This is a genomic window from Pseudomonas sp. H3_E07, from assembly GCF_054668895.1.
In genome coordinates this window covers 4049122-4074068 of record NZ_CP162795.1, presented here as the reverse complement: position 1 = coordinate 4074068, position 24947 = coordinate 4049122, and the positions used below count along the sequence as shown (strand labels likewise).

21 protein-coding genes are annotated in these 24947 nt (G+C 61.2%); 12 read left to right on the top strand and 9 right to left on the bottom strand.

Features of this window, described 5'->3' with window-relative positions; genetic code table 11:
• Positions 1-162: 162 nt before the first annotated feature.
• The 5 genes from AB4O08_RS18660 to AB4O08_RS18640 form a co-directional block, all read right to left on the bottom strand.
• On the bottom strand, positions 163-1449 hold the full coding sequence (locus tag AB4O08_RS18660; protein WP_010208183.1) for an ABC transporter substrate-binding protein: 1287 nt from the start codon (positions 1447-1449) through the stop codon (positions 163-165).
• A gap of 104 nt (positions 1450-1553) precedes the next feature.
• Positions 1554-2813 carry a D-mannose isomerase gene (locus AB4O08_RS18655; RefSeq protein ID WP_047543020.1) on the bottom strand — a complete coding sequence of 420 codons (1260 nt, stop codon included), beginning with the start codon at positions 2811-2813 and terminating at the stop codon, positions 1554-1556.
• 115 nt (positions 2814-2928) lie between these two features.
• Complete coding sequence (locus tag AB4O08_RS18650; protein ID WP_010208181.1) at positions 2929-3774, bottom strand: ATPase; 846 nt, start codon at positions 3772-3774, stop codon at positions 2929-2931.
• A gap of 114 nt (positions 3775-3888) precedes the next feature.
• Positions 3889-4887 (bottom strand): NAD-dependent epimerase/dehydratase family protein, encoded by a 999-nt coding sequence (locus tag AB4O08_RS18645; RefSeq protein ID WP_010208180.1) that lies wholly within the window; start codon positions 4885-4887, stop codon positions 3889-3891.
• A 52-nt stretch (positions 4888-4939) separates the two neighbouring features.
• On the bottom strand, positions 4940-5833 hold the full coding sequence (locus AB4O08_RS18640) for a LysR family transcriptional regulator ArgP (protein ID WP_010208179.1): 894 nt from the start codon (positions 5831-5833) through the stop codon (positions 4940-4942).
• Positions 5834-5931: 98 nt separating this feature from the next.
• Between AB4O08_RS18640 and AB4O08_RS18635 the strand changes: the two genes are divergently transcribed.
• The 6 genes from AB4O08_RS18635 to AB4O08_RS18610 all read left to right on the top strand — a co-directional run bounded on the left by AB4O08_RS18635 (position 5932) and on the right by AB4O08_RS18610 (position 11780).
• Positions 5932-6333 (top strand): ACT domain-containing protein, encoded by a 402-nt coding sequence (locus tag AB4O08_RS18635; protein ID WP_010208178.1) that lies wholly within the window; start codon positions 5932-5934, stop codon positions 6331-6333.
• A 5-nt stretch (positions 6334-6338) separates the two neighbouring features.
• Entirely contained in the window at positions 6339-6938 is a 600-nt protein-coding gene (locus AB4O08_RS18630; protein ID WP_038453713.1) for a LysE/ArgO family amino acid transporter, read from the top strand.
• A gap of 178 nt (positions 6939-7116) precedes the next feature.
• On the top strand, positions 7117-7713 hold the full coding sequence (locus AB4O08_RS18625) for a superoxide dismutase (RefSeq protein WP_003175739.1): 597 nt from the start codon (positions 7117-7119) through the stop codon (positions 7711-7713).
• A 172-nt stretch (positions 7714-7885) separates the two neighbouring features.
• On the top strand, positions 7886-8050 hold the full coding sequence (locus AB4O08_RS18620) for a hypothetical protein (RefSeq protein WP_198729664.1): 165 nt from the start codon (positions 7886-7888) through the stop codon (positions 8048-8050).
• Between the two features lie 207 nt (positions 8051-8257).
• Complete coding sequence (locus AB4O08_RS18615; RefSeq protein ID WP_010208167.1) at positions 8258-10309, top strand: putative bifunctional diguanylate cyclase/phosphodiesterase; 2052 nt, start codon at positions 8258-8260, stop codon at positions 10307-10309.
• Positions 10310-10436: 127 nt separating this feature from the next.
• Positions 10437-11780 carry an imelysin family protein gene (locus tag AB4O08_RS18610; RefSeq protein ID WP_010208165.1) on the top strand — a complete coding sequence of 448 codons (1344 nt, stop codon included), beginning with the start codon at positions 10437-10439 and terminating at the stop codon, positions 11778-11780.
• Positions 11781-11859: 79 nt separating this feature from the next.
• Here the strand turns inward: AB4O08_RS18610 and AB4O08_RS18605 are convergent, their stop codons facing one another.
• Entirely contained in the window at positions 11860-16074 is a 4215-nt protein-coding gene (locus tag AB4O08_RS18605) for a dermonecrotic toxin domain-containing protein (RefSeq protein WP_198729663.1), read from the bottom strand.
• 155 nt (positions 16075-16229) lie between these two features.
• Between AB4O08_RS18605 and AB4O08_RS18600 the strand changes: the two genes are divergently transcribed.
• Positions 16230-17684 carry a TrkH family potassium uptake protein gene (locus tag AB4O08_RS18600; protein ID WP_010208163.1) on the top strand — a complete coding sequence of 485 codons (1455 nt, stop codon included), beginning with the start codon at positions 16230-16232 and terminating at the stop codon, positions 17682-17684.
• On the opposite strand, the gene AB4O08_RS18595 is transcribed toward AB4O08_RS18600, so the two are convergent.
• Positions 17641-18699, bottom strand: a complete 1059-nt coding sequence (locus AB4O08_RS18595) for an AraC family transcriptional regulator (RefSeq protein WP_010208161.1) — start codon at positions 18697-18699, stop codon at positions 17641-17643. The two genes, AB4O08_RS18600 and AB4O08_RS18595, sit on opposite strands and share 44 nt — an antisense overlap.
• Before the next feature lie 160 nt (positions 18700-18859).
• Here AB4O08_RS18595 and AB4O08_RS18590 point away from each other — a divergent pair, with 160 nt between their 5' ends.
• The 3 genes from AB4O08_RS18590 to AB4O08_RS18580 all read left to right on the top strand — a co-directional run bounded on the left by AB4O08_RS18590 (position 18860) and on the right by AB4O08_RS18580 (position 21008).
• Positions 18860-19171, top strand: a complete 312-nt coding sequence (locus AB4O08_RS18590) for an Mpo1-like protein (RefSeq protein WP_010208158.1) — start codon at positions 18860-18862, stop codon at positions 19169-19171.
• A 352-nt stretch (positions 19172-19523) separates the two neighbouring features.
• The gene (locus AB4O08_RS18585) at positions 19524-19706 is read left to right on the top strand and encodes a hypothetical protein (RefSeq protein ID WP_010208156.1); all 183 of its coding nucleotides are present in this window, start codon (positions 19524-19526) and stop codon (positions 19704-19706) included.
• A gap of 105 nt (positions 19707-19811) precedes the next feature.
• Entirely contained in the window at positions 19812-21008 is a 1197-nt protein-coding gene (locus AB4O08_RS18580; protein ID WP_010208155.1) for an MFS transporter, read from the top strand.
• On the opposite strand, the gene arfB is transcribed toward AB4O08_RS18580, so the two are convergent.
• Both arfB and AB4O08_RS18570 read right to left on the bottom strand, forming a co-directional pair.
• Positions 21005-21418 (bottom strand): alternative ribosome rescue aminoacyl-tRNA hydrolase ArfB, encoded by a 414-nt coding sequence (arfB, locus tag AB4O08_RS18575; protein ID WP_460114263.1) that lies wholly within the window; start codon positions 21416-21418, stop codon positions 21005-21007. The two genes, AB4O08_RS18580 and arfB, sit on opposite strands and share 4 nt — an antisense overlap.
• A 111-nt stretch (positions 21419-21529) precedes the next feature.
• Positions 21530-22951: an amino acid permease gene (locus tag AB4O08_RS18570; protein WP_010208152.1), complete on the bottom strand. Its 1422-nt coding sequence runs from the start codon at positions 22949-22951 to the stop codon at positions 21530-21532.
• Positions 22952-23589: 638 nt separating this feature from the next.
• Between AB4O08_RS18570 and AB4O08_RS18565 the strand changes: the two genes are divergently transcribed.
• Both AB4O08_RS18565 and AB4O08_RS18560 read left to right on the top strand, forming a co-directional pair.
• Positions 23590-23727, top strand: a complete 138-nt coding sequence (locus AB4O08_RS18565; RefSeq protein WP_003175756.1) for a hypothetical protein — start codon at positions 23590-23592, stop codon at positions 23725-23727.
• A gap of 73 nt (positions 23728-23800) precedes the next feature.
• Complete coding sequence (locus AB4O08_RS18560; protein ID WP_252959196.1) at positions 23801-24760, top strand: M29 family metallopeptidase; 960 nt, start codon at positions 23801-23803, stop codon at positions 24758-24760.
• Positions 24761-24947 lie beyond the last annotated feature (187 nt).

Here is a 24947-nt window from a genome sequence, read left to right as displayed (position 1 = left end):
GAAAAAGGACCAGCCAATAAACCTTGTGACGCTGGCTTTATGTGGGAGCAGGCTTGCTCGCGAAGCAGGCGACGCGGTGTAGCTGTTACACCGCGGTGATGCCTTCGCGAGCAAGCCCGCTCCCACACACGCCCAGCACCTACAAAAAACCGCTACCAGGCCTTACTTGGCAGACTTGATCGCAGCGCCCAACTTCTTGGCGGTGTCGGCCGGGTCGGCTTTCGGGTCGTTGATGTAGTTGGTCACGACATCAAAGAACGCACCTTGCACCGCCAGGGTAGTGGCCATGTTGTGCGCCATGCTTGGCTGCAGGCCACCGGTCTTGGCGTCTGCCAGGAAGTCCTTGGCAGCGGTCTGGGCGCAGGAGTCGAAGCCGTAGGAATCCATTTTGTTCAGCATGTCGTTGCGAACAGGGATCGACCCCTTGTTGATGCTGAACACTTTCTGGAAGTTTTCACCCAGTACGACTTTGGCAATGTCCTGCTGGCCAGCAGCCGTGCCTTTGTCTTTCTGCTTGAACACCGCCAGGGAGTCGATGTTGTAGGTGAACGCTTTGTCGGTGCCCGGGAACGCTACGCACTCGTAGTCCTTGCCGGCGACTTTCTTGGCGGCGGTCCACTCGGACTTGGCCCAGTCACCCATGATCTGCATGCCGGCCTTGCCGTTGATGACTTTGCCCGCTTCGAGGTTCCAATCCTGACCTTTACCGTCGACGTCCATATAGGTTGCGACTTTCTTCAGTTCGGTCAGCGCCTTGACCATTTCCGGACCGGTCAGCGCGCCGTTATCCAGGTCGACCAGAGCTTTCTTGTAGCCATCGGCCCCCATCACCGACAGAACGACCGCTTCGAATACGGTGCTGTCCTGCCAAGGCTGTCCACCGTGGGCGAGCGGAATGAAACCCGCGGCCTTGAGCTTGTCGCCGGCTGCGTAGAATTCTTGGAGGGTGGTCGGGTTTTTGGTGATACCGGCTTTCTTGAAGACTTCCGGGTTGATCCACAGCCAGTTCACGCGGTGGATGTTGACCGGCACAGCGACGTAGTCACCTTCGTACTTCACGGTATCGGAGACTTTCTTGTCGAGCAGAGAGTCCCACTTCTCTTCTTTGGCGACGTCTTTGAGCACGTCGGTGTCGAGCAGGCCGGTGGACGCCCATTCCTGGATGTCGGGGCCTTTGATCTGGGCAACACCTGGCGGGTTACCGGCGACCGCGCGGCTTTTCAGCACGGTCATGGCAGTGGCGCCCCCGCCACCTGCGACGGCGCCGTCTTTCCAGACGAAACCATCTTTCTCGACTTGGGCCTTCAGGACATCCACGGCCGCCTTCTCACCGCCCGAGGTCCACCAATGCACAACTTCAACCGTCCCTTTGGAGTCGGCGGCAAATGCACTGAGGGGAAACAACGAGGCAATGGAAATAGCGACGGCGAGGCGATTAATCGCGTTCATCTGAGTACCTTTTCTTGTTGTTATGCATGCAAGTCTTAGGCTTGCGCTGCACGGAGTTTAAACAGGGTTTTTTAAGGCGCAGGTAACAAAGGGATGCACAAATGTCACCAGTTGGTGACATAGCGCCCCGCTCCGATGGCACTGGCCATGCTTGGCGCCAGCGGCAGCGCAGGCAGCAACACCGCTTGCCAGGCATGGTACAGGTCTGGCTTGCCACCCCAGATGTTGCTGCTGGGTTGGTTGTGCGGGCTGAGCTCGTGGTGCCAGCTGCCGTGGAGACGGTCGATAAAGTGGGTCTCGCAAAATTCCCAGAAACGCCGGTACCAGGTTTCGTAGTGCAACTCGCCCGTGCGCTTGAGCAAGGCCTGGGCCGCCGCGCTGGCCTCGGCATGGGTCCAGTGCAGGCGTTCGCGCACCACCGGGCGGTGGTTCCAGTCGAGGGTGTAAACAATGCCGGGGGCGCCATCCACGGACCAGGCGTATTCGCAGGCGCTGGCGAACAACCCCTTGGCGTCGGCCACCAGCCATTCGGGTGTGACGAGCCCGGCTTGCAGGCGCGCGGCTTCAAGGTGCAACACCAGCCGCGCCCACTCGAAACCGTGGCCGGGGGTAATGCCGTAGGGGCGGAAGCCGTCGGCGGGGTTGTCTTCGTTGTAGCCGAGCAAGGGGTGCCAGTGTGTGTCGAAATGTTCGATCACCATGAACTGGTTGCCGGCAGCGTGGGTATGAATCACACGCTCGACAATGCGCAACGCGCGGTCCAGCCAGCGCGTATCGCCCGTGACATCGGCCAGGGCGAGAAAGGCTTCGGTGGCGTGCATGTTGCTGTTGGCGCCGCGATAGGCTTCGACCCCGCTCCAGTCCTGGGCAAAGGATTCGAGCATCACGCCCTCCTCTTCGCTCCAGAAAAACTGGTCGATGATATGGATGGCGTCGTTCAACAGGGTGGATGCACCGGGCGCGCCTGCTACTACCGCCGAGCTGGCGGCCAGGGCGACGAAGGCATGCAGGTAGGCAGCCTTGCCATGGTTGCCATCGAGGGCGTGGGGCGCGGCGAACCAGCCCCCGTGTTCACTGTCACGCAGCGCGCCGCTGAGGGCTGCAACACCGTGCGCCACCAACTCGGCATACCCTGGCAAACCCAAGGCGTGGGCCATGGCGAAGCTGTGGGTCATGCGGGCGGTGTTCATGGTTTCGGCGTGAGCATCGGCCGGCAATTGGCCTTTGTCGTCCAGGTTGCCAAAGCCATCGGGCAGTCGAGACGCTTTGGCGAACGCCAGCAGGCGCTGGCCCTCGGCTGCAAGCCAAACGTAATGGGCAGGCGCGTTCAGCCAACTGCTGGCAGGCAGTGGTTGCGTGATCATGGGTGGCCCTTATTGTTTTTTGTGGGATGACCGGAGTCTAAACAAGGGCGCGGCGGCGGCATGTAACGAAGGGGAAGGGAAATGTCACCAAGTGGTGACATTTCCATCGACAGCCTTATTGCCCTAACGGGGTGACCTTCGCCGGCGCGTTGAGTTGCTGGTTCAGGTTCTGCACCTGGCTTTGCAGGGTGGTGATATTGCGCGTGGTCTGGATACGGAACACGTCGAACTCTTTATTGGTGGGCGCATCGCTGTTGGACGGCGGGTTGTCCTGGGCGCTCTTGAGGACCACAAGGTCCTGCTCGATGCGCGCGATAGCAGCGCTCGGGTTGCCCTGCTTTTTCAAAGCGGCCACGTCAGCAGTGAGTTCCTTGATTTCATTATCGCGCCTGGAAGCGTCACCTTGTGCCGCCTTGAGCGTCGCCACGGCGTCGGTCAAGGCCTGGACCTGGCCTTGCAGTTTGCTGTTGGCGTTGGACAGCTCAGTGGTGCTCGCCGTCATTTGCGCCAGGCGCTTATCCAGCTCGGTGGCTTGCCCGGCCACGCCGACCTGCTGCTTGCCCTGCTCCAGCAACTGGCTTTCCAACTGCTTGATCTGCAGTTTCAGCGCTTCGCTGCCATTGTTGACGCTCGCTTCACTGGCCACGACCTTGCCGGAAATATCCTGTAGGCGCCCCGCCGCTTCTTCGCTGATGCGCGCAAAGCTTTCCTGGGTGGCCACCAACTGCTGCCCCATCAAGGAGATCTGCTGGAAGCTCCACCAGGCCAGGCCCGCAAAGGCGATCAGCAGTGCGCCGATCAAGGCCCACAGTGGCCCGGTGCTGGCGCTCTTGACCTTGACGACCTTGGTGTTGCGCGACCGCACCGAGGTGGCCGGGGTCGGTTCGAAATCATCGTCATCCCCGAGATCGGCCCGCAGGCTGGGAACGTTGTCGAAGTCGTCTTTAGCATCGTTACGCATGTATCAACCCTGAATCGGTGAAGTGGCGAGCGACGGGAGTATAAACCGCGCTCCCGGCGCACTGATCGACCCGGAACGCCAGATTCGGTTCCCGAAGTGTTGCCGCTTGTGTGCTTACTTGAACCCCGGATCCTGGGCTTTCCACCAACTGCAGAACTCGTCGAGGGCGGTCCACAGGCTGACTTTGGGCTCGTAGTCCAGATAATGCCTGGCACGGCTGATATCGAGGGTGAAATCTTTGTTCATCACTTGCATACCCAGCCGCGACAGCGACGGTTCCGGACGCCCTGGCCACATCGCGCAAAACGCTTCGTTGAGCGCCGCCACGCTGTAGGACAAGCCATAGGACCGGTAACGCGTCACCTGAGGCAGTTCCATTTGACGCATCACATAGTTGACCACATCCCACACCGGTACCGGCGCACCGTTACTGATGTTGTAGGCCCTGCCCAATGCCGAGCCCGGCGCGAGCAAACTGCTGAGCAGCGCTTCGTTGAGGTTGTGCACGCTGGTGAAGTCCACCTTGTTCAGGCCGTCACCGACAATGGCCAGGCGGTTCTTGCGCTGCATTTTCAGCAGGCGCGGGAAGATGCTCATGTCACCCGCGCCCGTGACGAAGCGCGGGCGCAGTGCAATCACTTCGAGGCCGAACTCCTGGGCACCGAACACCTTCTGCTCGGCCAGGTACTTGGTGGCGGCATAGGGGTGCTTGAAGCGCTTGGGCACTTGTTCTTCGGTCAGGCCCAGATGATCGCGGCCGTCAAAGTAGATGGATGGTGACGACAGATGCACCAAACGCCCGACATGCTGTTTGAGACAGGCTTCGACGACGTTCTCGGTCACCAGCACGTTGCCTTGGTGAAAGTCCTGATACTTGCCCCACAAGCCCACGGCGCCAGCGCAATGCACCACGGCTTCGACGTCACGGCACAGGTCACGCACCAGGTCGGCGTCATTCAGATCACCCTGGATAAACTCGGCGCCGCGCCTGACCAAGTGCTCCACACCTTCGGCACGTCGCCCGTTGACCCGCACGTCCAGGCCCTGCTCCAGGGCGAAACGCGCAAAGCGCCCGCCAATGAAGCCGCTTGCGCCGGTGACCAGAATCTTCATGTATTACCCCATGTTCTTTCGTTTTTCATCGCTGTTGCCTTGACGCGCGCCATCACTCCAACGGCACCAACCATTGACCACATGCCTGGGCCAGATGATCGGTCAACAGACTCAACAGTTGCCCACCACTGCGCCAATGATGCCAGTACAACGGCACATCGATGGGCTTATCTGGCAACAATTCGACCAATATGCCCTTTTCCAGTTGGTCGCGAACCTGTAATTCCGGCACCAGCCCCCAGCCCAGGCCGGCTTCCGTCAGGCGGATAAAGCCTTCCGACGATGGGCATAAATGATGCTCGAAACCGCCGTCCACGCCGAGGGATGCCAGGTAGCGGTGCTGCAGAAAATCATCCGGCCCAAATACCAAGGCAGGAGTGCGCGCCAGTTGGTCCGCGCGTACGCCCTGGGGAAAGTGCCGGGCGACAAAGGCCGGACTGGCCAGCGCGCGATAACGCATGGCGCCCAACAACAGGCTGCGCGCGCCCGCCACTGGCCGCTCGCTGGCACAGATACAGGCCGCCACCTCCCCGGCCCGCATGCGTTTGAGGCCAACGGTCTGGTCTTCCACCACCAGATCCAGCAGCAGATGCTGTTCGGCGCAAAATCCACTGACGGCCTCGGCCCACCACGTGGCGAGGCTGTCAGCATTCAACGCGATGCGCAGCCTTTCGGGCATGCCTTCCTCGTCCAGCGCCGGCACCTGGCTTTGCAGGTCCCGCTCCAGCAGGCGCACCTGCTGCACATGGTTGAGCAGGCGACGGCCGATATCGGTGGGCATCGGCGGTGTGGCCCGCACCAGTACCGGCTGGCCAACACGCGCCTCCAACAACTTGATGCGCTGTGAGATTGCCGATTGCGACAATCCCAGCACCTGGGCGGCGCGCTCGAAGCCCGCCTGTTCCACCACTGCCGCCAGGGCAGAGAGCAATTTATAGTCGAACATCAGTTTCTCTAATGAGCGATCAGCAATATTTGTTTTTCTTATACAGGCTGTGTCAGGAGAATAGCCAGCATCGTTTCTCTCTTTATAAGGAACCTCACATGGCTGGCGAAACCGCCCTGGCAACCCTGCTGCGCAGCATGAGCCCCCAGCTCAACGACGGCGACTATGTGTTCTGCAGCGTGCCTGACCACCGTATTCCTCCAGGGTGTGAGGTGATCGGCAGCTTTCACGAGCAGGAAGGCCTGACCCTGATCCTCGAACGCCAGCAAGCGGAACAGGCCGGCCTGGTGTTTGACTACGTCGCCGCGTGGATCACCTTGAACGTGCATTCGGCCCTGGAAGCCGTGGGCCTCACCGCCGCCTTCGCCAGTGCGTTGGGCAAGGCCGGCATCAGTTGCAACGTGATTGCCGGCTATTACCACGACCACCTGTTCGTCGGGCGTGCCGACGCAGAACAGGCCATGCAGGTATTGCGGCAACTGGCAGTAGACGCGGAGTAAATCCTATGTGGCAAAGTTATTTGAATGGTTTGCTGGTGGCGCTGGGCCTGATCATGGCCATCGGCACCCAGAATGCCTTTGTACTGGCGCAGAGCCTGCGTCGTGAACATCACTTGCCAGTGGCTGCGCTGTGCGTGGTGTGTGACGCCCTGCTGGTGGCCGCGGGGGTGTTCGGCCTGGCCACGGTGCTGGCGCAAAGCCCGGTACTGCTGGCGGTAGCGCGCTGGGGCGGCGCAGCGTTTCTGATCTGGTACGGTGCCTGCGCGCTGCGTCGGGCGTGTTCGAAACAGAGCCTGGACCAGGGCGACACGCTCAAGGTGCGCTCACTGCGCGCAGTGTTGCTGAGTGCGCTGGCCGTGACCTTGCTCAACCCCCACGTGTACCTGGACACCGTGCTGCTGATCGGCTCACTCGGTGCCCAACAGACCGAGCCCGGTGCCTACGTGGCCGGTGCCGCCAGCGCGTCATTCCTGTGGTTCACCACCCTGGCACTCGGGGCAGCATGGCTGGCACCTTGGCTCGCACGCCCCGCCACGTGGCGTCTGCTGGACCTGTTGGTGGCTGTGATGATGTTCAGCGTGGCCTATCAGTTGATCAGCGCCTGAGGAATATTCCAAAACGCTCTGGAACCTCTATCCCACACAGTTGTTGCGTGGTTTTGCCGCACCCCCGGTGCTATGATCCGGACCCTGCGCCGCAAAGAGTACAAACTCCCCGGCGCTTGTTTGGCCGCCCGTGATCGGCCTTGCGCTCACCGCAACTGACCTGATTAGGAGAATCATCATGGCTTTCGAATTGCCGCCGCTGCCCTACGCACACGATGCCCTGCAGCCGCACATCTCCAAGGAAACCTTGGAGTATCACCACGACAAGCACCACAACACCTACGTCGTGAACCTGAACAACCTGGTTCCAGGCACCGAGTTCGAAGGCAAGACCCTGGAAGAGATCGTCAAGTCCTCTTCGGGCGGCATCTTCAACAATGCCGCTCAGGTCTGGAACCACACTTTCTACTGGAACTGCCTGGCGCCAAACGCCGGTGGCCAACCGACCGGCGCGCTGGCTGAAGCCATCAACGCTGCGTTCGGTTCGTTCGACAAGTTCAAGGAAGAGTTCACCAAGACGTCCGTCGGCACCTTCGGTTCCGGTTGGGGCTGGCTGGTGAAAAAGGCTGACGGTTCCCTGGCCCTGGCCAGCACCATCGGCGCCGGCAACCCGCTGACCAACGGCGACACCCCGCTGCTGACCTGCGACGTCTGGGAACATGCCTACTACATCGACTACCGCAACGTGCGTCCAAAGTATGTGGAAGCGTTCTGGAACCTGGTCAACTGGAAGTTCGTGGCTGAGCAGTTCGAAGGCAAGACCTTCACTGCCTAAGCAACGCTTGCAGTAGAAAAAGCCCGGCATTGCCGGGCTTTTTCGTGGGCGTTCGGCACGGAATGGTGGAACCCGCAGAAGGGAATTTGCCACCCACTCGGTGAGAGGAATAACCCTTTCATACTCTGCTGGAGAATCAATGATGGAAGAAATCGGAAAAGCAGGCGGACAGATGGCGATGCAACTCATCAGCGGGCTGATGAAAGGCCTCGCCGGTGGCGCGGGTGGCGGTGGCGGTGGCGAAGGCGAAGGCGGCGGTGCCAGTGCGCCAAGCAAGCCAGGTGAAGACATGATGCCGTCGGCGCCGCCTAAGATCGAAATTTCCGACTATCAGTGACCCCGCTCACGACCTGGGAGGGCATTGGCCTGACCGCAGGTAAGTCGAGTCCCCGGACGGCGGAGCACATCCGCCGTTTATTCTGGTTTTTTCTGCGTATCCAGCATCAAGTCGTCTGCGGCCCCAATGTTCCTTTGACTGCCCTCACGGGATTGCCAATACTCATGGCATATTGAAGGCCACCCGCATGAGACAAGGAATGCCCCTTTGAAGCTGGAACTCAAGAACAGCTTGTCGGTGAAGTTGCTACGGGTTGTGCTGCTGTCAGCATTGATCGTGGGCGTCACACTGAGCGTGGCGCAGATCATTTTTGATGCCTACAAGACGCGCCAGGCCGTGGCCGGCGATGCCCAGCGCATCCTCGACATGTTCCGCGACCCCTCGACCCAGGCCGTCTACAGCCTGGACCGCGAGATGGGCATGCAAGTCATTGAAGGCCTGTTCCAGGATGACGCGGTGCGCATGGCGTCCATCGGCCACCCCAACGAAACCATGCTCGCGGAAAAAAGCCGCGCCTTGCAGCAATCGCCCAGCCGTTGGTTAACCGACCTGATTCTTGGCCAGGAACGCACCTTTACCACGCCCCTGGTCGGCAAAGGCCCCTACAGCGAGTATTACGGCGACCTGAGCATCACCCTCGACACCGGCACTTATGGTCAGGGTTTCATCGTCAATTCAGTGATCATCTTCATTGCCGGGGTGCTACGTGCCCTGGCCATGGGCCTGGTGCTGTACCTGGTCTATCACTGGCTGCTGACCAAACCGCTTTCGCGCATTATCGAGCACCTGACGTCGATCAACCCCGACCGGCCCAGCGAACATAAGATCCCGCAGCTCAAGGGCCATGAGCGCAACGAACTGGGGCTGTGGATCAATACCGCCAACCAGTTGCTCGAATCCATCGAGCGCAATACCCACCTGCGCCACGAGGCCGAAAGCAGCCTGCTGCGCATGGCCCAGTACGATTTCCTCACGGGCCTGCCGAACCGCCAGAAACTGCAGGAGCAACTGGACAAGATCCTCATCGACGCCGGCCGCCGCCAGCGCCGTGTGGCGGTGTTGTGTGTGGGCTTGGATGATTTCAAGAGCGTCAACGAGCAGTTCACTTATCAGGCCGGCGACAAATTGCTGCTGGCCTTGGCTGACCGTTTACGCGCCCACAGCGGCCGCCTCGGCGCCCTGGCCCGACTGGGCGGCGATCAGTTCGCCCTGGTGCAGGCCGATATCGATCAACCGTACGAAGCCGCCGAGCTGGCGCAAAGCATCCTGGATGACCTGGAAGCGGAATTTGCCCTCGACCATGAGGGCATCCGCCTGCGCGCAACCATCGGCATCACGCTGTTCCCGGAAGACGGCGACAGCACCGAAAAGCTGCTGCAGAAAGCCGAACAGACCATGACCCTGGCCAAGACCCGGTCGCGCAACCGCTATCAGTTCTATATCGCCAGCGTCGACAGCGAAATGCGCCGTCGCCGCGAGCTGGAAAAAGACCTGCGCGACGCCCTCAGCCGCGACCAGTTCCACCTGGTGTACCAGCCGCAGATCAGCTACCGCGACCACCATGTCGTGGGCGTCGAAGCACTGATCCGTTGGCAGCACCCGGAACATGGCCTGGTACCGCCGGACCTGTTTATTCCGCTGGCCGAACAGAATGGCACCATCATCCCGATTGGCGAGTGGGTACTGGACCAGGCCTGCCGGCAACTGCGCGAATGGCACGACATGGGTTTCTCCGAATTGCGCATGGCGGTCAACCTCTCCACCGTGCAGTTGCACCACACCGAGTTGCCGCGGGTGGTCAACAACCTGATGCAGATCTACCGCCTGCCGCCGCGCAGCCTGGAACTGGAAGTCACCGAGACCGGGCTGATGGAAGATATCAGCACCGCCGCCCAGCACCTGCTGAGCCTGCGCCGTTCCGGGGCATTGATTGCTATTGATGACTTCGGCACCGGCTACTCATCCCTCAGTTACCTGAAAAGCCTGCCGCTGGACAAGATCAAGATCGACAAGAGCTTCGTGCAGGACCTGCTGGACGATGACGACGACGCCACCATCGTGCGGGCGATCATTCAACTGGGTAAAAGCCTGGGCATGCAGGTGATCGCCGAAGGCGTGGAAACCGCTGAGCAGGAGGCCTACATCATCTCCGAGGGCTGCCATGAAGGTCAGGGTTATCACTACAGCAAACCCTTGCAGGCACGAGAGTTGGCGGCATTTTTGAAGCAGTCGGAGCGCAATAACGCAGCGATTCTTTGACACGGCAAAACGATACTGAATATTTCCCGCGTATAACCCTTTACACAAAATGCAAATCTTTCGCATTATGTCGCAGTTTTTGCGCGCCCGCGCGCGCCCCATCAACAACCGAAGCAGGATGTTCGCCATGATTCGTATGCCCCTGGCCACCGCCAGTCTGCTGGCCATTGCCATTTCTCTCGCCGGTTGCGGCGAAGGTAAAGACAAGGCCGCAGCGCCCCAGGCGCCGACCCCGGCTGCCAGCACTACCGCTCCAGCGGCTGCCACCCCTGCCGGCCAGGTCGATGAAGCCGCTGCCAAGGCCGTGGTCGCGCATTACGCAGACATGGTGTTCGCGGTCTACAGCGACGCCGAGTCCACCGCGAAAACCCTGCAGACCGCGATCGACGCGTTCCTCGCCAAGCCGAACGACGAGACGCTGAAAGCCGCGCGCACAGCCTGGATCGCCGCCCGCGTTCCTTACCTGCAGAGCGAAGTGTTCCGCTTTGGCAACACCATCATCGACGACTGGGAAGGCCAGGTGAACGCATGGCCGCTGGACGAAGGCTTGATCGACTACGTCGACAAGTCCTACGAACACGCCCTGGGTAACCCAGGTGCCACCGCCAATATCATCGCCAACAACCAAATCCAGGTCGGCGAAGACAAGGTCGACGTGAAGGACATCACCCCGGAAAAACTCGCCAGCCTCAACGAGCTGGGCGGTTCCGAGGCCAACGTCGCCACCGGCTACCACGCCATCGAATTCCTGCTCTGGGGCCAGGACCTGAACGGCACCGGCCCAGGCGCCGGCAACCGTCCTGCTTCGGACTACCTGACCGGCGACGGCGCCACTGGCGGGCACAACGAGCGTCGCCGCACCTACCTGCGCGCGGTCACCCAACTGTTGGTCAGCGACCTCGAAGAAATGGTCGGCAACTGGAAACCCAACGTCGAAGACAACTACCGCGCCACCCTGGAGGCAGAACCTGCCACCGACGGCCTGCGCAAAATGCTGTTCGGCATGGGCAGCCTGTCCCTCGGCGAACTGGCGGGTGAGCGCATGAAGGTGTCCCTGGAAGCCAACTCGCCGGAAGACGAGCAGGACTGCTTCAGCGACAACACCCACAACTCGCACTTCTACGACGCCAAGGGCATCCGCAACGTCTACCTGGGCGAGTACACCCGCGTCGACGGCACCAAAATGACCGGTGCCAGCCTGTCGTCGCTGGTGGCCAAGGCCGATCCGGCTGCCGACTCCGCGCTCAAAGCGGACCTCGCCGCCACGGAAGCCAAGATCCAGGTCATGGTTGACCACGCCAACAAGGGTGAGCACTACGACCAACTGATCGCCGCAGGCAACGACGCGGGTAACCAGATCGTGCGCGATGCCATCGCCGCACTGGTCAAGCAGACCGGCTCGATCGAAGCAGCGGCAGGCAAGCTGGGCATCAGCGACCTGAACCCGGACAGCGCTGATCACGAGTTCTGATCACCGCCGCGATCCTAAGCGTCACCCAGAATGCCCCGACCTGCTCGGGGCATTTTTTTTACATCGATAATCGGAGGCGTCACACCCGAATGATAAAAATCTGCGGCGACGCGGCGGGCGTCGTCAATTGAATACCGCCCATCAACGGCACCAGGTTATGACTGACCTCAGCCTGCGTGACCAGTCTGCGCGTCGGCTCATCCATCAAGCTTTTGTAGGGCCCAGCCTGGGCGTCTGCGGCGATTCGATCCCCTACCACACGGCGCAATCTCAGCCAGTACAGCCTGACATCGCCAGGGCGCCTGAACAGCAACTCTCCGGGAAAGTCATAACCGCTCAGGACGCCGTAGCGACAGCGGGTTACCACCTCACTCATCAAGGTTCTCAAGCGCCCGCCGGCACCAGGCGGGAGCGCATTGAACAGCGGCACCACGACGGGCTCCGGACGAAAGTCCAGACGGCGATAATGCCCCGGCGCATTCGGTAGCTGCCAACTGCCGTCGCTGAGTGCGCGGGTGGGTGGAAGTAACGAAAACGGATCGGCCAGTCCTGCGTATGTCATGGTCCGCCAAAACTGCCAGTCGCGCAGGGTGCGTATCAGCGAATGCTGGCCCTGTTGGGTCAGGCCTCTCGGGTTGGCCCGATTGAACAGGGCCTGGGCGAGCTCCACCTGACTGCGGGTGGTCAGCAGCGCGAAGGCCTCGCGCACATACATCGTGAGCGGTTTTTTCAAGGCAACGTCACTGGCAATCACCCACAGCCCGTCCCCGGTGGCGAACTTCGCCTGTCGGGGCTGATTGTAGATGCCCGAACGCAGCAGGTTTTCCAGGTCCGTGAAGTACGTGGCCGGTTGTGCAGGGTCGCGAATGAATACGTCATTGGGAGTCGCTGTATCCCGGGGCAAAATCACGAAATAGCGCCGGTCCATCTTGATGTACTCTTGCCCCAGCCACTGCGGATCGCCTGCAATCCGCCGATAGATGCCGCGTGTCGCATCCACCACCTCAAGCTCGGCCTCGTCGAGGATTCTGCCCCATTCAATGAATCGTTCGTTTGCAGGCCGCACGACGGGCGCCTCGGGGGCCGGGGTGCGGGGCGGCGTCAGTGGCGGTTCGACGGGCGCCGGCCGCTGGGTGATCACCGCGGGCACGTCCGGCAGATCGATGCCGTCCAGACGCCACTGGAACCGCAGGAGCGGCACGTTCAGATAGGGCTCAAAAGCCGCTGTGGAGAGCCTCAACCGCAGGTTTTCGACCAGCGCCAGCCGGTATTCGATTTCGCGCCCCGCCGGGAAATTGAACGCCTCAAACACCCGCCTGGCCTGCACGTCATCCAGGCGCGGGTAGAGGTCCCTGAGGGCGCGCTCCGGCGAGTTGCCACCCTTGAGTCCGCCGACCGGATGAGCACCTATTTCCCACTGCCCCGCCGCACTTTGCCGGATCGGCGCGTAGTGGTATTGCGTCAACTTGCGTGCGTCTCTGAGCCGCCAGGCGGCTTTGTCGCCGTCATCGAGGATCGAATACCAACGCCCGCCGTCATTGAGGAAGTAGTGCTCGGCGCCCGCCGCGTTCGAGGCCGAGTGATACACGCCCTTGCCTTCCCATCCGGCCAACGGCAGCACGCCGTCGGGCTTTTTCCCCAGCGCCATCTCCGCCGGCAACGCCCTTGGCCTGGCGCCCGCCACGGGCGCACCGGCCCCGACCGCGCCGTCTACCAGCGCCCCGACCAGCTCGCCCAGCGACCGCACGAAATACTGCGCAGCGCCGGCACGGTCGCCAAGGTCCAGCGCCTCGACGGCGTTGAACACCGAAAACAGGCTGCGCGCCAGGCCGATCGGCAACATGATCCTGACCGGCAGCACCATGGACAGGACGTCGAAGGCCAGAGTCGCCACGCTCAGGCCGGTTTCGACGTTGACGTGCTGGGTACTCCTCGATTGCGCGGCGGCGTCGTTGATCACGAAGTTCGCTTCAACCTCGTAGGCCTCCTCGAAAAGGTCGTCGGCAATCCGGCCCGTGCTCACCATCGACACGTCGCCGCGCCCCCTGAGCACGGCGCGGACCTGGGGTTCGAAGGCTCGCTCCACGCGCCCCAGCAGGTAGGCGCGCCAACTGCTGTTCATGACGAAGTCAGTCATCAGGCGGTCTTTGGCGAACTCGTGGAACACGCGACCGTCGGGCGCCTGAGGGGTGTACACCACGATTGAGCTGACCCCGGCGGAGGCCGGGCCGAACAGCAGAACCCCGCGCACGCGCTGACCGCGCAGTTTCAAGTGCTGCACGAGAATCCGATGGCCTTCGACACGCGTGCGCCGATCACTGTCGACCGGGGCGTCAAGCACCGCCTGCACCCAATTGAAGCCTCGGTTCAGACGGTCCGGGAGAAAGTCGCCGTTGATCTTGGCCTCGATGGCGTCGAGTCGCAGTTGCAGACGCATGACCTGAGCGTAGGTCTGCTTCAGTGCGAGCGCGCCGGGCGAGGTGATGAGGCGGTCTTTCAGAAAGGTGTCGTAGCTTTGTCCGACATTGACCGCGCGCACCAGGTCCTTGACCTGTTGCAGGGTCAGCCCGTCATAGGCCGGGGCCGGCGTCAGATCTTCCGGCAGCAAGGCTTCATCAGGCTGTTTGCGGGTGTTTTCACTCAGCCTGGAAAAGTGCGTGAAGTTAAAATCCAGCCCGCCGACATTCTCCAGCGCCAGTTCGCTCAACGTGCGGCTTCGATGCCGGAACAACGGTGTGCCGGGCTCGCGCGGCGCCGGAGCAGGCGCGCCCGGAACCACGACAGTCGCAGGAACGAACGGCTCTTTGGTATGCACGCGGACCGTGTCGGGGTCGATGTCCAGTGCATAGTCAGCCTTGAGGCGGATGCGCAGTTGTTCGTTGGCGTATGCCAGCAGCGCCGGCTTATCGCTGAATTGCGCCAGCGACGGCAGCCCCTCGGCGTCCGGCAGGCTCGACAGCAGGTCGCGGTAGTCCGTCATCGCGACCCGCCATGCGTCTTTATCGGCAAGGGAGGCGTCATGCAGAAAGGTCCTGATCTGCGCCTGCCCGCGCTTGATGTCGCGCCCCCATAAGACCCCGCCGGCACTGAAGAGCCGGCCGGGGTCCGTCACCCGGTCCAACACCTGCGGCAACTCGGCCATTTCGATGGGGTCGACCGGTGACGTGTAGTGGGAAAGGGTTGAGGTGAAGTTGTCGAGCATCAACCGGCATTGCGCCTCGACGCTCGCCTCGAACGGCGAACCGAGCTGTTCATGATAGACCACCTGCCCCGTGGCCTTGAGCTGACGATGCAGGGCCAAGCCTTGTGCCTGGTCGGCCACGGCCAGGCCATCGAGCACCGCGGCGAATTCGACGGGGTGGTTCAAACGCCGGTGCAACTCCTGATCCAGGCTGGCCAGGGAGTCAAACGCTTCAAGGCCGGAGTCCGGCAGAAACAGCAATACCGTACCGACGTTCATGCTCGGGTCCACGGGCCGCACCCGGGCCGGCGTGACCTCCTCCTGTGGCCTCACCACGGCTTGCTCCGGGTCTCTGGCAGTCAGCACAAAGGCGCCGCGCAAGGTCAGATCCGCCGCGCCGGTCGCGCCCTTGAGGGCTACCTCGTAGACACATGGCCGGTCGCCGCGCAAAGCTTGTCGTGCCTGGGCGTGCGGGTGACGCAGCACCAGGGCGAACAGGTCCTGGTCGGCGGGGCTGAGCAGGCGATCGGCAGCGAGTAGCGCCACTTCGGCTTTCAGCAGTTCGATACGGGTGTGCACCAACCATTGTTTCTGCGTGCGAGCATCCGTCAGGCTGCGCGCGCGCGTCCAGAAGGTTTTCACAAAAGCGCTGTAATAAGCGCCCAGCCCAGCGGCCAGGCGGTCGAGGAATTTATCCAGCCCGGCCGGGGTGATACCGCTCAAGGGCAGCAGCGCGTCGCCAGTCGCCGGCAGCCGATGCAGGGTCGCCATGCGCTGCGCATAACTCGCTGGCTGATCAGCGACGATACGTTGCACCACCGCCTCGAACAGCGAGGGCAGTAACTCGGTCTCGGTGGACGGTTGCGCTGCAGAGGTCGCCGGCGGGATGGTCGTCGCGGGCAGTCGGATGAAGGCGTGACGCACATCAAGGCTGGGCGTCAACGTCGGGAATGCTTGCTCGAACTCATGCTGCACAAATGAATGGAACGTCGGTGGCGACTCAAACTGCTCGGCGATCTGGCGATCAAGCGCCATTAACTGGTCGCGCAACGCGACCTGTTGCGGTGCGTCCTTGAAACTTGACGGTGCAGAAAACAATGAATCAGACGGCATGGTGGCCTCTCGAATAGGAAACATACCGGCCCATCGTGCCTAAGCGCCCCCTGAACCAGGCGCTACATAGCTAAGCGCCGCAGATCGGCGACCAAGGTTTACATGCCCTGCACCCCAGGTAGAATGGCGCCTCTGCCCTATTTCGAGCGAATTTCATGGCGTTGCCGACCCTGCGTATCATCGGTTTCATCATCGGCATCTTCCTGATCACCCTCGCGATCGCCATGGTCGTGCCCATGGCGACCCTTGTGATCTTCGAACGCACCAGCGACCTGCCCTCGTTTCTGTGGGCCAGCATGATCACCTTTATCGCCGGCCTGGCCCTGGTGATTCCGGGTCGTCCCGAGCATGTGCACCTGCGCCCGCGGGACATGTACCTGCTGACCGTCAGCAGTTGGGTGGTGGTGTGTATCTTTGCCGCGCTGCCATTTCTGCTGACCCAGCACATCAGCTACACCGACTCGTTTTTCGAAAGCATGTCCGGCATTACCGCCACCGGCTCTACGGTATTGAGCGGCCTGGATGCCATGTCGCCGGGCATCCTGATCTGGCGTTCACTGCTGCACTGGCTGGGTGGCATCGGCTTCATCGGGATGGCGGTAGCGATCCTGCCGCTGCTGCGCATTGGTGGCATGCGCCTGTTCCAGACCGAATCTTCGGACCGCTCGGAAAAAGTCATGCCCCGTTCGCACATGGTGGCGCGGCTGATCGTGGCCGCGTATGTGGGCATCACCATCCTCGGCAGCCTGGCGTTCTGGTGGGCCGGCATGGGCGTGTTCGATGCGATCAATCATGCGATGTCGGCGATCTCCACCGGCGGTTTTTCCACCTCCGACGAATCCCTGGCGCACTGGAAACAACCCGCCGTGCACTGGGTGGCGGTGGTGGTGATGATCCTTGGCAGCCTGCCGTTCACCCTGTACGTGGCCACGCTGCGTGGCAACCGTCGGGCGCTGATCAAGGATCAGCAGGTGCAGGGCTTGCTCGGTTTGCTGGTGGTGACCTGGCTGGTGCTCGGCACGTGGTACTGGTGGACCACCAACCTGCATTGGCTGGATGCCTTGCGGCATGTGGCGTTGAACGTCACGTCGGTGGTGACCACCACCGGTTTCGCCCTGGGGGACTACAGCCTGTGGGGCAACTTCTCGCTGATGCTGTTCTTCTACCTGGGTTTTATCGGCGGCTGTTCCGGCTCGACCGCCGGCGGGATCAAGATTTTCCGTTTCCAGGTCGCCTATATCCTGCTCAAGGCCAACTTGAACCAGTTGATCCACCCTCGTGCGGTGATCAAGCAAAAGTACAACGGCCACCGCCTCGACGAAGAGATCGTGCGCTCGATCCTGACGTTTTCGTTTTTCTTCGCCATCACCATCTGCGCTATCGCCCTGGCCTTGTCGCTGCTTGGCCTGGACTGGATGACCGCCTTGACCGGCGCCGCGAGTACCGTCTCAGGCGTGGGCCCAGGCCTGGGCGAAACCATCGGCCCAGCGGGCAATTTCGCCAGCCTGCCGGATGCGGCCAAATGGATCCTGTCGCTGGGCATGCTGCTCGGCCGGCTGGAGATTATTACGGTCTTTGTTCTGTGCATTCCGGCGTTTTGGCGCCACTGACGCTCGACGCGTCCAGCAACCGCGCCCGGTATTCACCGGGCGTGGCATCAAACCAACGGCGAAACGCACGAAAGAAATTGCTCGGGTCGGCGAAACCCAGCAGGTAGGCGATTTCCAACAGGGTCATGCTGGGCTGTGCCAGGTATTGCTCGGCCAACTCGCGACGGGTGTCGTCGAGCAGCGTCTGAAAGCTGGTGCCCTCCTCCTGCAAGCGCCGCTGCAAGGTACGCTGGGACAAGTGCAGCGCCTGGGCCACCACTTCACGCTTGGGCTCGCCCTGGGGCAGCAGGCGGCACAACACCTGCCGCGCCTTGTGCGTCACGCGGCTTTCCGAGAAACGCGCCAGGTATTCACCGGCAAAGCGGTCATGCAGCAGTGCCATGGCTTCGTTGGCCGTAGGCAGCGGCGCATCCATGTCGGCCCGCTCAAAAATCAGCGCGTCATAGGGCGCGTTGAACTCCAGCGGCGCATGGAAGGCTTGTTTATACGGGGCCAAGTCCGCCGGCTGCTCACCTTGCAGCACCACTTTGCGTGGCTGCAGCGTGCGGCCCGTCAACCAGCCGCACAGCGCCAAGGCGCTGGCCAGCGACGCTTCGGCACTTTGCCGGGTGGGCGGCAGATGATCACCGTGTACCGTCAGAATCAGCGCATAACCTTCGGGGACCAGTCGGAAACTCAGGTCGGCACTTTCGGCAATGATCCGCTGGTAACGCACCAGGCGCATGAAGCCTTCAGCCAGGGTGTTGCTGGACATCAGCGCGTACCCGGCCACATGAAACGATGCCGGACGCACCACTTTGCCCATGTTCAGGCCGATCGCCGGGTTGCCCGACAGCTCTACCGCCCGCTGCCACAGGCGGGTCATGGAATCCTGCGGGAACCGCGCATCGGGGTCGCTCAGGGCGGCGTAGTCGAGACCGAGCTGCTTGAACAAGGCACGGCAATCCAGGCCGTCCATTTCCAATGCCTTCACTATCCCCATCGCCCAGCTTGCAGAAGTTGTTCGTTCGCTCATGGCGTCGTCTTAATAAAGCAGGCTCAAACGGCAGCCAGGAAGCCAAGGATACTAAAGTGGCATCTATTGTCACTGGCTGTTACCACTGATCACTCTAGACTCAAATAAGCTCCCCGCCGAACATCTGTTGGGCGGCACAATAATCAAAGGGCCGGTCATCGTGGAAAACATCAAGCGATTCAACAGCTTCGCTGAGTTCTACCCCTACTACCTGAGTGAACATGCCAACAGCACCTGCCGGCGCCTGCACTTTATCGGCACCACGCTGGTGATCGGCATCCTGGCGTATGCCATCGGCAAAGGTTCGCTGGGCCTGCTGATTGCCTTGCCGATTGCCGGTTACAGCTTTGCCTGGATCGGCCACTTCTTCTTCGAAAAGAACCGCCCGGCGACTTTCCAGCACCCGTTCTACAGCCTGTTGGGTGATTTTGTGATGTACCGCGACATGATCCTGGGCAAGGTACCGTTCTGACCAAACGACCGTTTAAACGATGAAAGTTCATCCCTCCGAGGACATAAAAATCTTTTTGTCATTTGCAGTGCTGTATCCTGCCAAGGCTTTTTGAGAGCGCGGAATCACCTGCGATTGAAAAAACAGACCTTGCGAGGAGCGACGACGATGCACGAGATACCTAATCTCCCCTTCCCAAGCCTGCACCCTACAGAGCAGCCAACACCGCAGCAGGCCAGTGACAAACAGCCTGAGGCCAAAGAAGCAAAACCAGTCGACAGCAAAAGCCAGGACTGACGCCGTACCAGACCGTGTGGAAAGCGCAGCGTTTTGAGCGCTTTCCACACTGCCTGAATGAATCGAGACGCCCGCCATGACCGATACCCTTCCCGACACCCCGGATACCGCCGTACTCGACGCTGCCTTGCAGATGGTCGAAATCTGGAACCGCCTCAGCGCCGACAAACAAGCGCGGCTGCTCAAACGCTTCGGCACCCAGGAAAACGCCCTCGCTGCCCTGGTCACCACCCAGTTGCTCGCCTCGACCAAAGCCTGACGTCTTTCTGAGCGGAGGTTTTTGCGTTTTACCGCCCTGCGCGAGCCAAACCACCGGTATCATTAGCAGCCTATCTTTACCTGCCGCGACAGTGGACCTCTCCCCATGCCCGATACCCAGCGCCCCATGGCGGTCACGCTGCAAGTTGTTTCCATCGTATTGTTCACCTTCATTGGCTACCTGAACATCGGCATTCCCCTGGCCGTATTGCCAGGCTATGTCCACAGTGAACTGGGTTACGGCGCAGTGATCGCCGGCCTGGTGATCAGCGTGCAATACCTGGCCACCCTCCTGAGCCGCCCCTATGCGGGCAAGATCATCGATAACCTGGGCAGCAAGCGCGCTGTGCTGATCGGCCTGGCGGGCTGCGGACTGAGCGGTGTGTTCATGCTGCTCGCGGCGTGGTTCTCAAGCCTGCCGGCCTTGAGCCTGGGTAGCCTGTTGATCGGCCGCCTGGTCCTTGGCAGCGCGGAAAGCCTGGTGGGTTCGGGCTCCATCGGCTGGGGCATTGGCCGAGTCGGGGCGCAGAACACCGCCAAGGTGATTTCCTGGAACGGCATCGCCAGCTACGGCGCGCTGGCCGTCGGCGCGCCACTGGGCGTGGTGCTGGTCAGGCACTTCGGGCTGTGGAGCATGGGCGTCAGCATCATCCTGCTGGCAATCGTCGGCCTGCTGCTGGCCTGGAACAAGGTCGCCGCGCCGATTGTTGCCGGCGTGCGCCTGCCCTTCATGAATGTACTGGGCCGCGTATTGCCCCATGGCTGTGCATTGGCGCTGGGCTCCATCGGCTTCGGCACCATCGCGACCTTCATCACCTTGTATTACACCACCCAGCATTGGGATAACGCGGTGTGGGCCCTGAGCCTGTTCGGCGCCAGTTTTATCGGTGCGCGGTTGTTGTTCGGGAACCTGATCAACCGGATCGGCGGCTTTCGCGTGGCGATTGCCTGCCTGTCGGTGGAGATTCTTGGCTTGCTGCTGTTATGGCTGGCACCCGACGCCAACCTGGCCCTGGCCGGCGCAGCGTTGAGCGGCTTTGGCTTTTCCCTGGTGTTCCCGGCGCTGGGGGTGGAGGCTGTCAACCTGGTTCCGGCGTCCAGCCGCGGCTCGGCGGTGGGCGCCTACTCGCTGTTTATCGACCTGTCGCTGGGCATCACCGGCCCGCTCGCCGGAGCGGTGGCGGCAGGGTTCGGCTTTGCGTCGATCTTCCTGTTCGCCGCCCTGGCCGCCCTCGGTGGCTTGCTGCTGAGTGTGTACCTGTACCGCCAGGCGCCCAAGGCCCGCGAGGGGCGTGGTGACTAAAAGTCGACCTTGCCACGCCCAGCCTTGATGCTGCCACGCTTGGTCTTGGATTCAAGACGGCGCTTTTTCGAACCCAGGGTGGGCTTGGTCGGGCGGCGTTTCTTCTCCACCTTGGTGGCGCTGAGGATCAACTCCACCAGACGCGCCAACGCATCCGCGCGGTTCTGCTCCTGGGTCCGGTATTGCTGGGCCTTGATCACCAGCACACCTTCACTGGTGATCCGGCTGTCGCGTAGCGCCAGCAGCCGATCCTTATAGAACGCCGGCAGCGACGATGCGGGGATATCAAATCGCAGGTGCACCGCACTCGACACCTTGTTGACGTTCTGCCCACCGGCGCCCTGGGCGCGAATAGCGGTCAGCTCGATCTCGGCATCGGGCAAGTGGACGTTGTTGGAAATCACCAGCATAGGCGGCAGGATTCTCTGTGGGGGCAGCCAAGGATACGCGAATGCGCTCTCGCCTATTCCTGAAACAACAAACCCGGCGCATGGCCGGGTTTGGTTGATCTCACGCAAGCCTCACTTCACTGGTGAAGCAGCCGGCGCCAACGCTTGCTGCGCACTACGCTTGTTCTTGATCCCATAACACACCGCCATAAACATCACCCACACCGGAATCGCGAACACCGACACCTGGATGCCCGGAATCATGAGCATGATCACCAGGATAAACACCACGAACGCCAAGCACACATAGTTGCCGTACGGGTACCACAGCGCCTTGAACAACGGCACCTGGCCGGTGCGGTTCATGTGTTGGCGGAACTTGAAGTGGGAGAAGCTGATCATCGCCCAGTTGATTACCAGCGTCGCCACGACCAGCGACATCAGCAGCTCCAGCGCGTGTTGCGGGATCAGGTAGTTCATCAGCACCGCCACCAAGGTGATCGCCGCCGAAGCGAGGATGGAGCGCACCGGTACGCCGCGCTTGTCGATCTTCGCCAAGGCCTTGGGCGCATCGCCCTGCTCGGCCATGCCCAGCAGCATGCGGCTGTTGCAGTACGTCCCGCTGTTGTACACCGACAACGCGGCCGTCAGGACCACGAAGTTGAGGATGTGCGCGGCAGTGTCGCTGCCCAGCATCGAGAACACCTGCACGAACGGACTGCCGCTGTAGGCATCGCCGGAGGCGTTGAGGGTCGCCAACAGGCTGTCCCACGGCGTCAGCGACAACAGCACCACCAAAGCGCCGATGTAGAAGATCAGGATGCGGTAGATCACCTGGTTGATCGCTTTCGGGATCACGGTGCGCGGTTTGTCCGCTTCAGCCGCGGTAAAGCCGAGCATTTCCAGGCCACCGAAAGAGAACATGATGATTGCCATGGCCATCACCAACCCGCCGACGCCATGGGGGAAGAATCCGCCGTGCTCCCACAGGTTGGTCACCGAGGCCTGTGGCCCACCGGTGCCGCTGACCAGCAGATAGCTGCCCAAGGCGATCATGCCGACGATGGCCACCACCTTGATGATGGCGAACCAGAACTCGGCTTCACCGAAGACTTTGACGTTGGCCAGGTTGATCAGGTTGATCAGCACAAAGAAGGCTGCGGCCGAGACCCAGGTCGGGATCTCCGGCCACCAGTAGTGCACGTATTTGCCGACGGCCGTCAGCTCCGACATGCCCACCAGGATGTACAGGATCCAGCAGTTCCAGCCCGACAGGAAGCCGGCGAAGCCGCCCCAGTACTTGTGGGCAAAGTGGCTGAAGGAACCGGCGACCGGCTCTTCGACGATCATTTCGCCGAGCTGGCGCATGATCATGAAGGCAATGAAGCCACAGATGGCATAGCCCAGGATCATCGACGGGCCGGCGGATTTAAGCACCCCGGCCGAACCGAGGAACAGGCCGGTGCCGATGGCGCCACCCAGGGCGATCAACTGGATATGCCGGTTTTTCAGGCCGCGTTTCAGCTCGCCTGAAGAGGAAGGGGAAACACTCATGAAAAGGCTCTCACGCAAGGTTTGATGATGTTGAATGCAGGTTGCTGCCTTGAATTACCGACTCAAGCAGCGCCGCTCAAACCCCAGCGCAGGCACCAGGAGTACAGCGTCTTTCTAACGGTCATGCGTCACCTGTTTGTTTTTATCTGTGACGAAATCGAACCCGTCCGGCTCGTGGCCAGGCGGAGTGATCAGGGTGGGTAAACCCTGAGGTCTTGGCCTTTTGCGTGGTTACGCAAGGGGGTCACAGTAAAACGCGGCGGATTGTACACCGCTCGACAGCTTGAGGGCGCCCTCGAAAGGCGAGTGCGACGATCTGTCAGGTAATCCTTACAGGGCAGGATCGGCCCAGAATGTCGCCATTTACACGTAAACTAATCGTTACAGCACGGAAAAATAACGTTACAGCCATGATTTGAAGAAAAATTGTCGCTCGCAAACTTCCCTCAATTTAGCCGCGACAGCTCACTGAATTTCCTAAAGAAAAAATCGGAACGAAAAAACAGAACAAAAAATCCAAATGAAACCGTGTCAATAAAAATTTTGCATTTTGAAACACTCTCTCCTAGGTTCTTTCCACTTGCCAGCGAAGCCCGTTGGCAAGCCGTCCTCAAACAACGTCCTCTAGGAGATACACCATGCAAGCACTGGAAAACGACCTGGAAACCGAACTGCAACTCGACGATTGGTTTGAAGCGCCGACCCATGAGGCCGCCGTTGAAATGATGCAAGCCGACGCCGTTGTGCCGTTCGGCACCGCGATGTGGCCATTCTAAACACCGGCAGGCATCCGGCAGGTGCTGTGCACGGCACCTGCCCCCTTACCCAAGGCACAAAAGGAAGCACGTCATGGACAAGGCCCGCGCCGTCGAACACTTTCTCTACTACCTCGCGCATCACCCGGCCCTCAATGGCCTGAGCCGCCCCACCGTGTTGCTGGGCCATACCGAACGCTACGACGCCATCGCGCAGGCGATCACCCACAGCAGCGCCGCCCGTTTCAACTTCCAGGTGCAGCGTCTGGACCTGGCCGCCAGCGACACCCTGGCCGAGGCCATCGAAGCCTGCGACCTGTACTTGTTTCTCTACGACTCCTCTACCTTGCCCAACCCACGCGCCGAAGGCCCGGACTTTATCCGCGCCCTGCAAGGCGTGATGGCCGAGCACTGGAAAAAGTCCCTGCTGTTCAAGGATTACGGCGACTACTTCTACGACACCTTCAGCGTCGAGCCCCAGCGCATTGCCGACCTCAACGCCACGCTGATCCGGCGCATGTCCCAAGCCACGGTGCTGAGCTTTACCGACAAGCACGGCTCACGCCTGGAAGCGCCGATGAGCAGCATCAAGAAGTGGACGAATATCAACGGCGTCGGCAACCACGACCTGGCCCCCGGCGAGATCGCCACCCACAGCGAAGCCATCAACGGCCAAGTGCGGTTTGTCGGTACCTTTCTCAGCACCATCCCGTTCGCGCGTAAATATGGGGTGCTGGAGTCACCGCTGGAACTGTGGATCGAGAACTCGACCATTTGCAGCGTGGCCAGTGACGTGCCGGGGTTGGCGGAGGATTTCAACAAGTACCTGAATGCCAACCCGTCCAACCGGCGTGTCGAAGAGTTGGGGATTGGCACCAACGAAGGGGTCAAGGACTTGTATGCGCGCAATGCCGGTTTTGAGGAGCGCCATTGCGGGTTGCACCTGGGCCTGGGTGGCGGGCAGAAAGGCAGCCATCACCTGGATTTGATCTTTTCCAGTGGGGTGTTGGCGCTGGATGACAAGCCGGTGTTTGATGGCAGGTTTGCGTTCTAAACACTGACCTCATGAACGCTGAGGCTCCAAATGTGGCAGCTGGCTTGCCTGCGATGCAGGACCTCGGTCTATCAGACAGACCGCAGTGATGCGATCGCAGGCAAGCCAGCGCCCACATTGGATTGGGTTACCAAATGTCAGACCCAAAAAAACGCCAACCCTAGGGTTGGCGTTTTTGTGCAGCGCT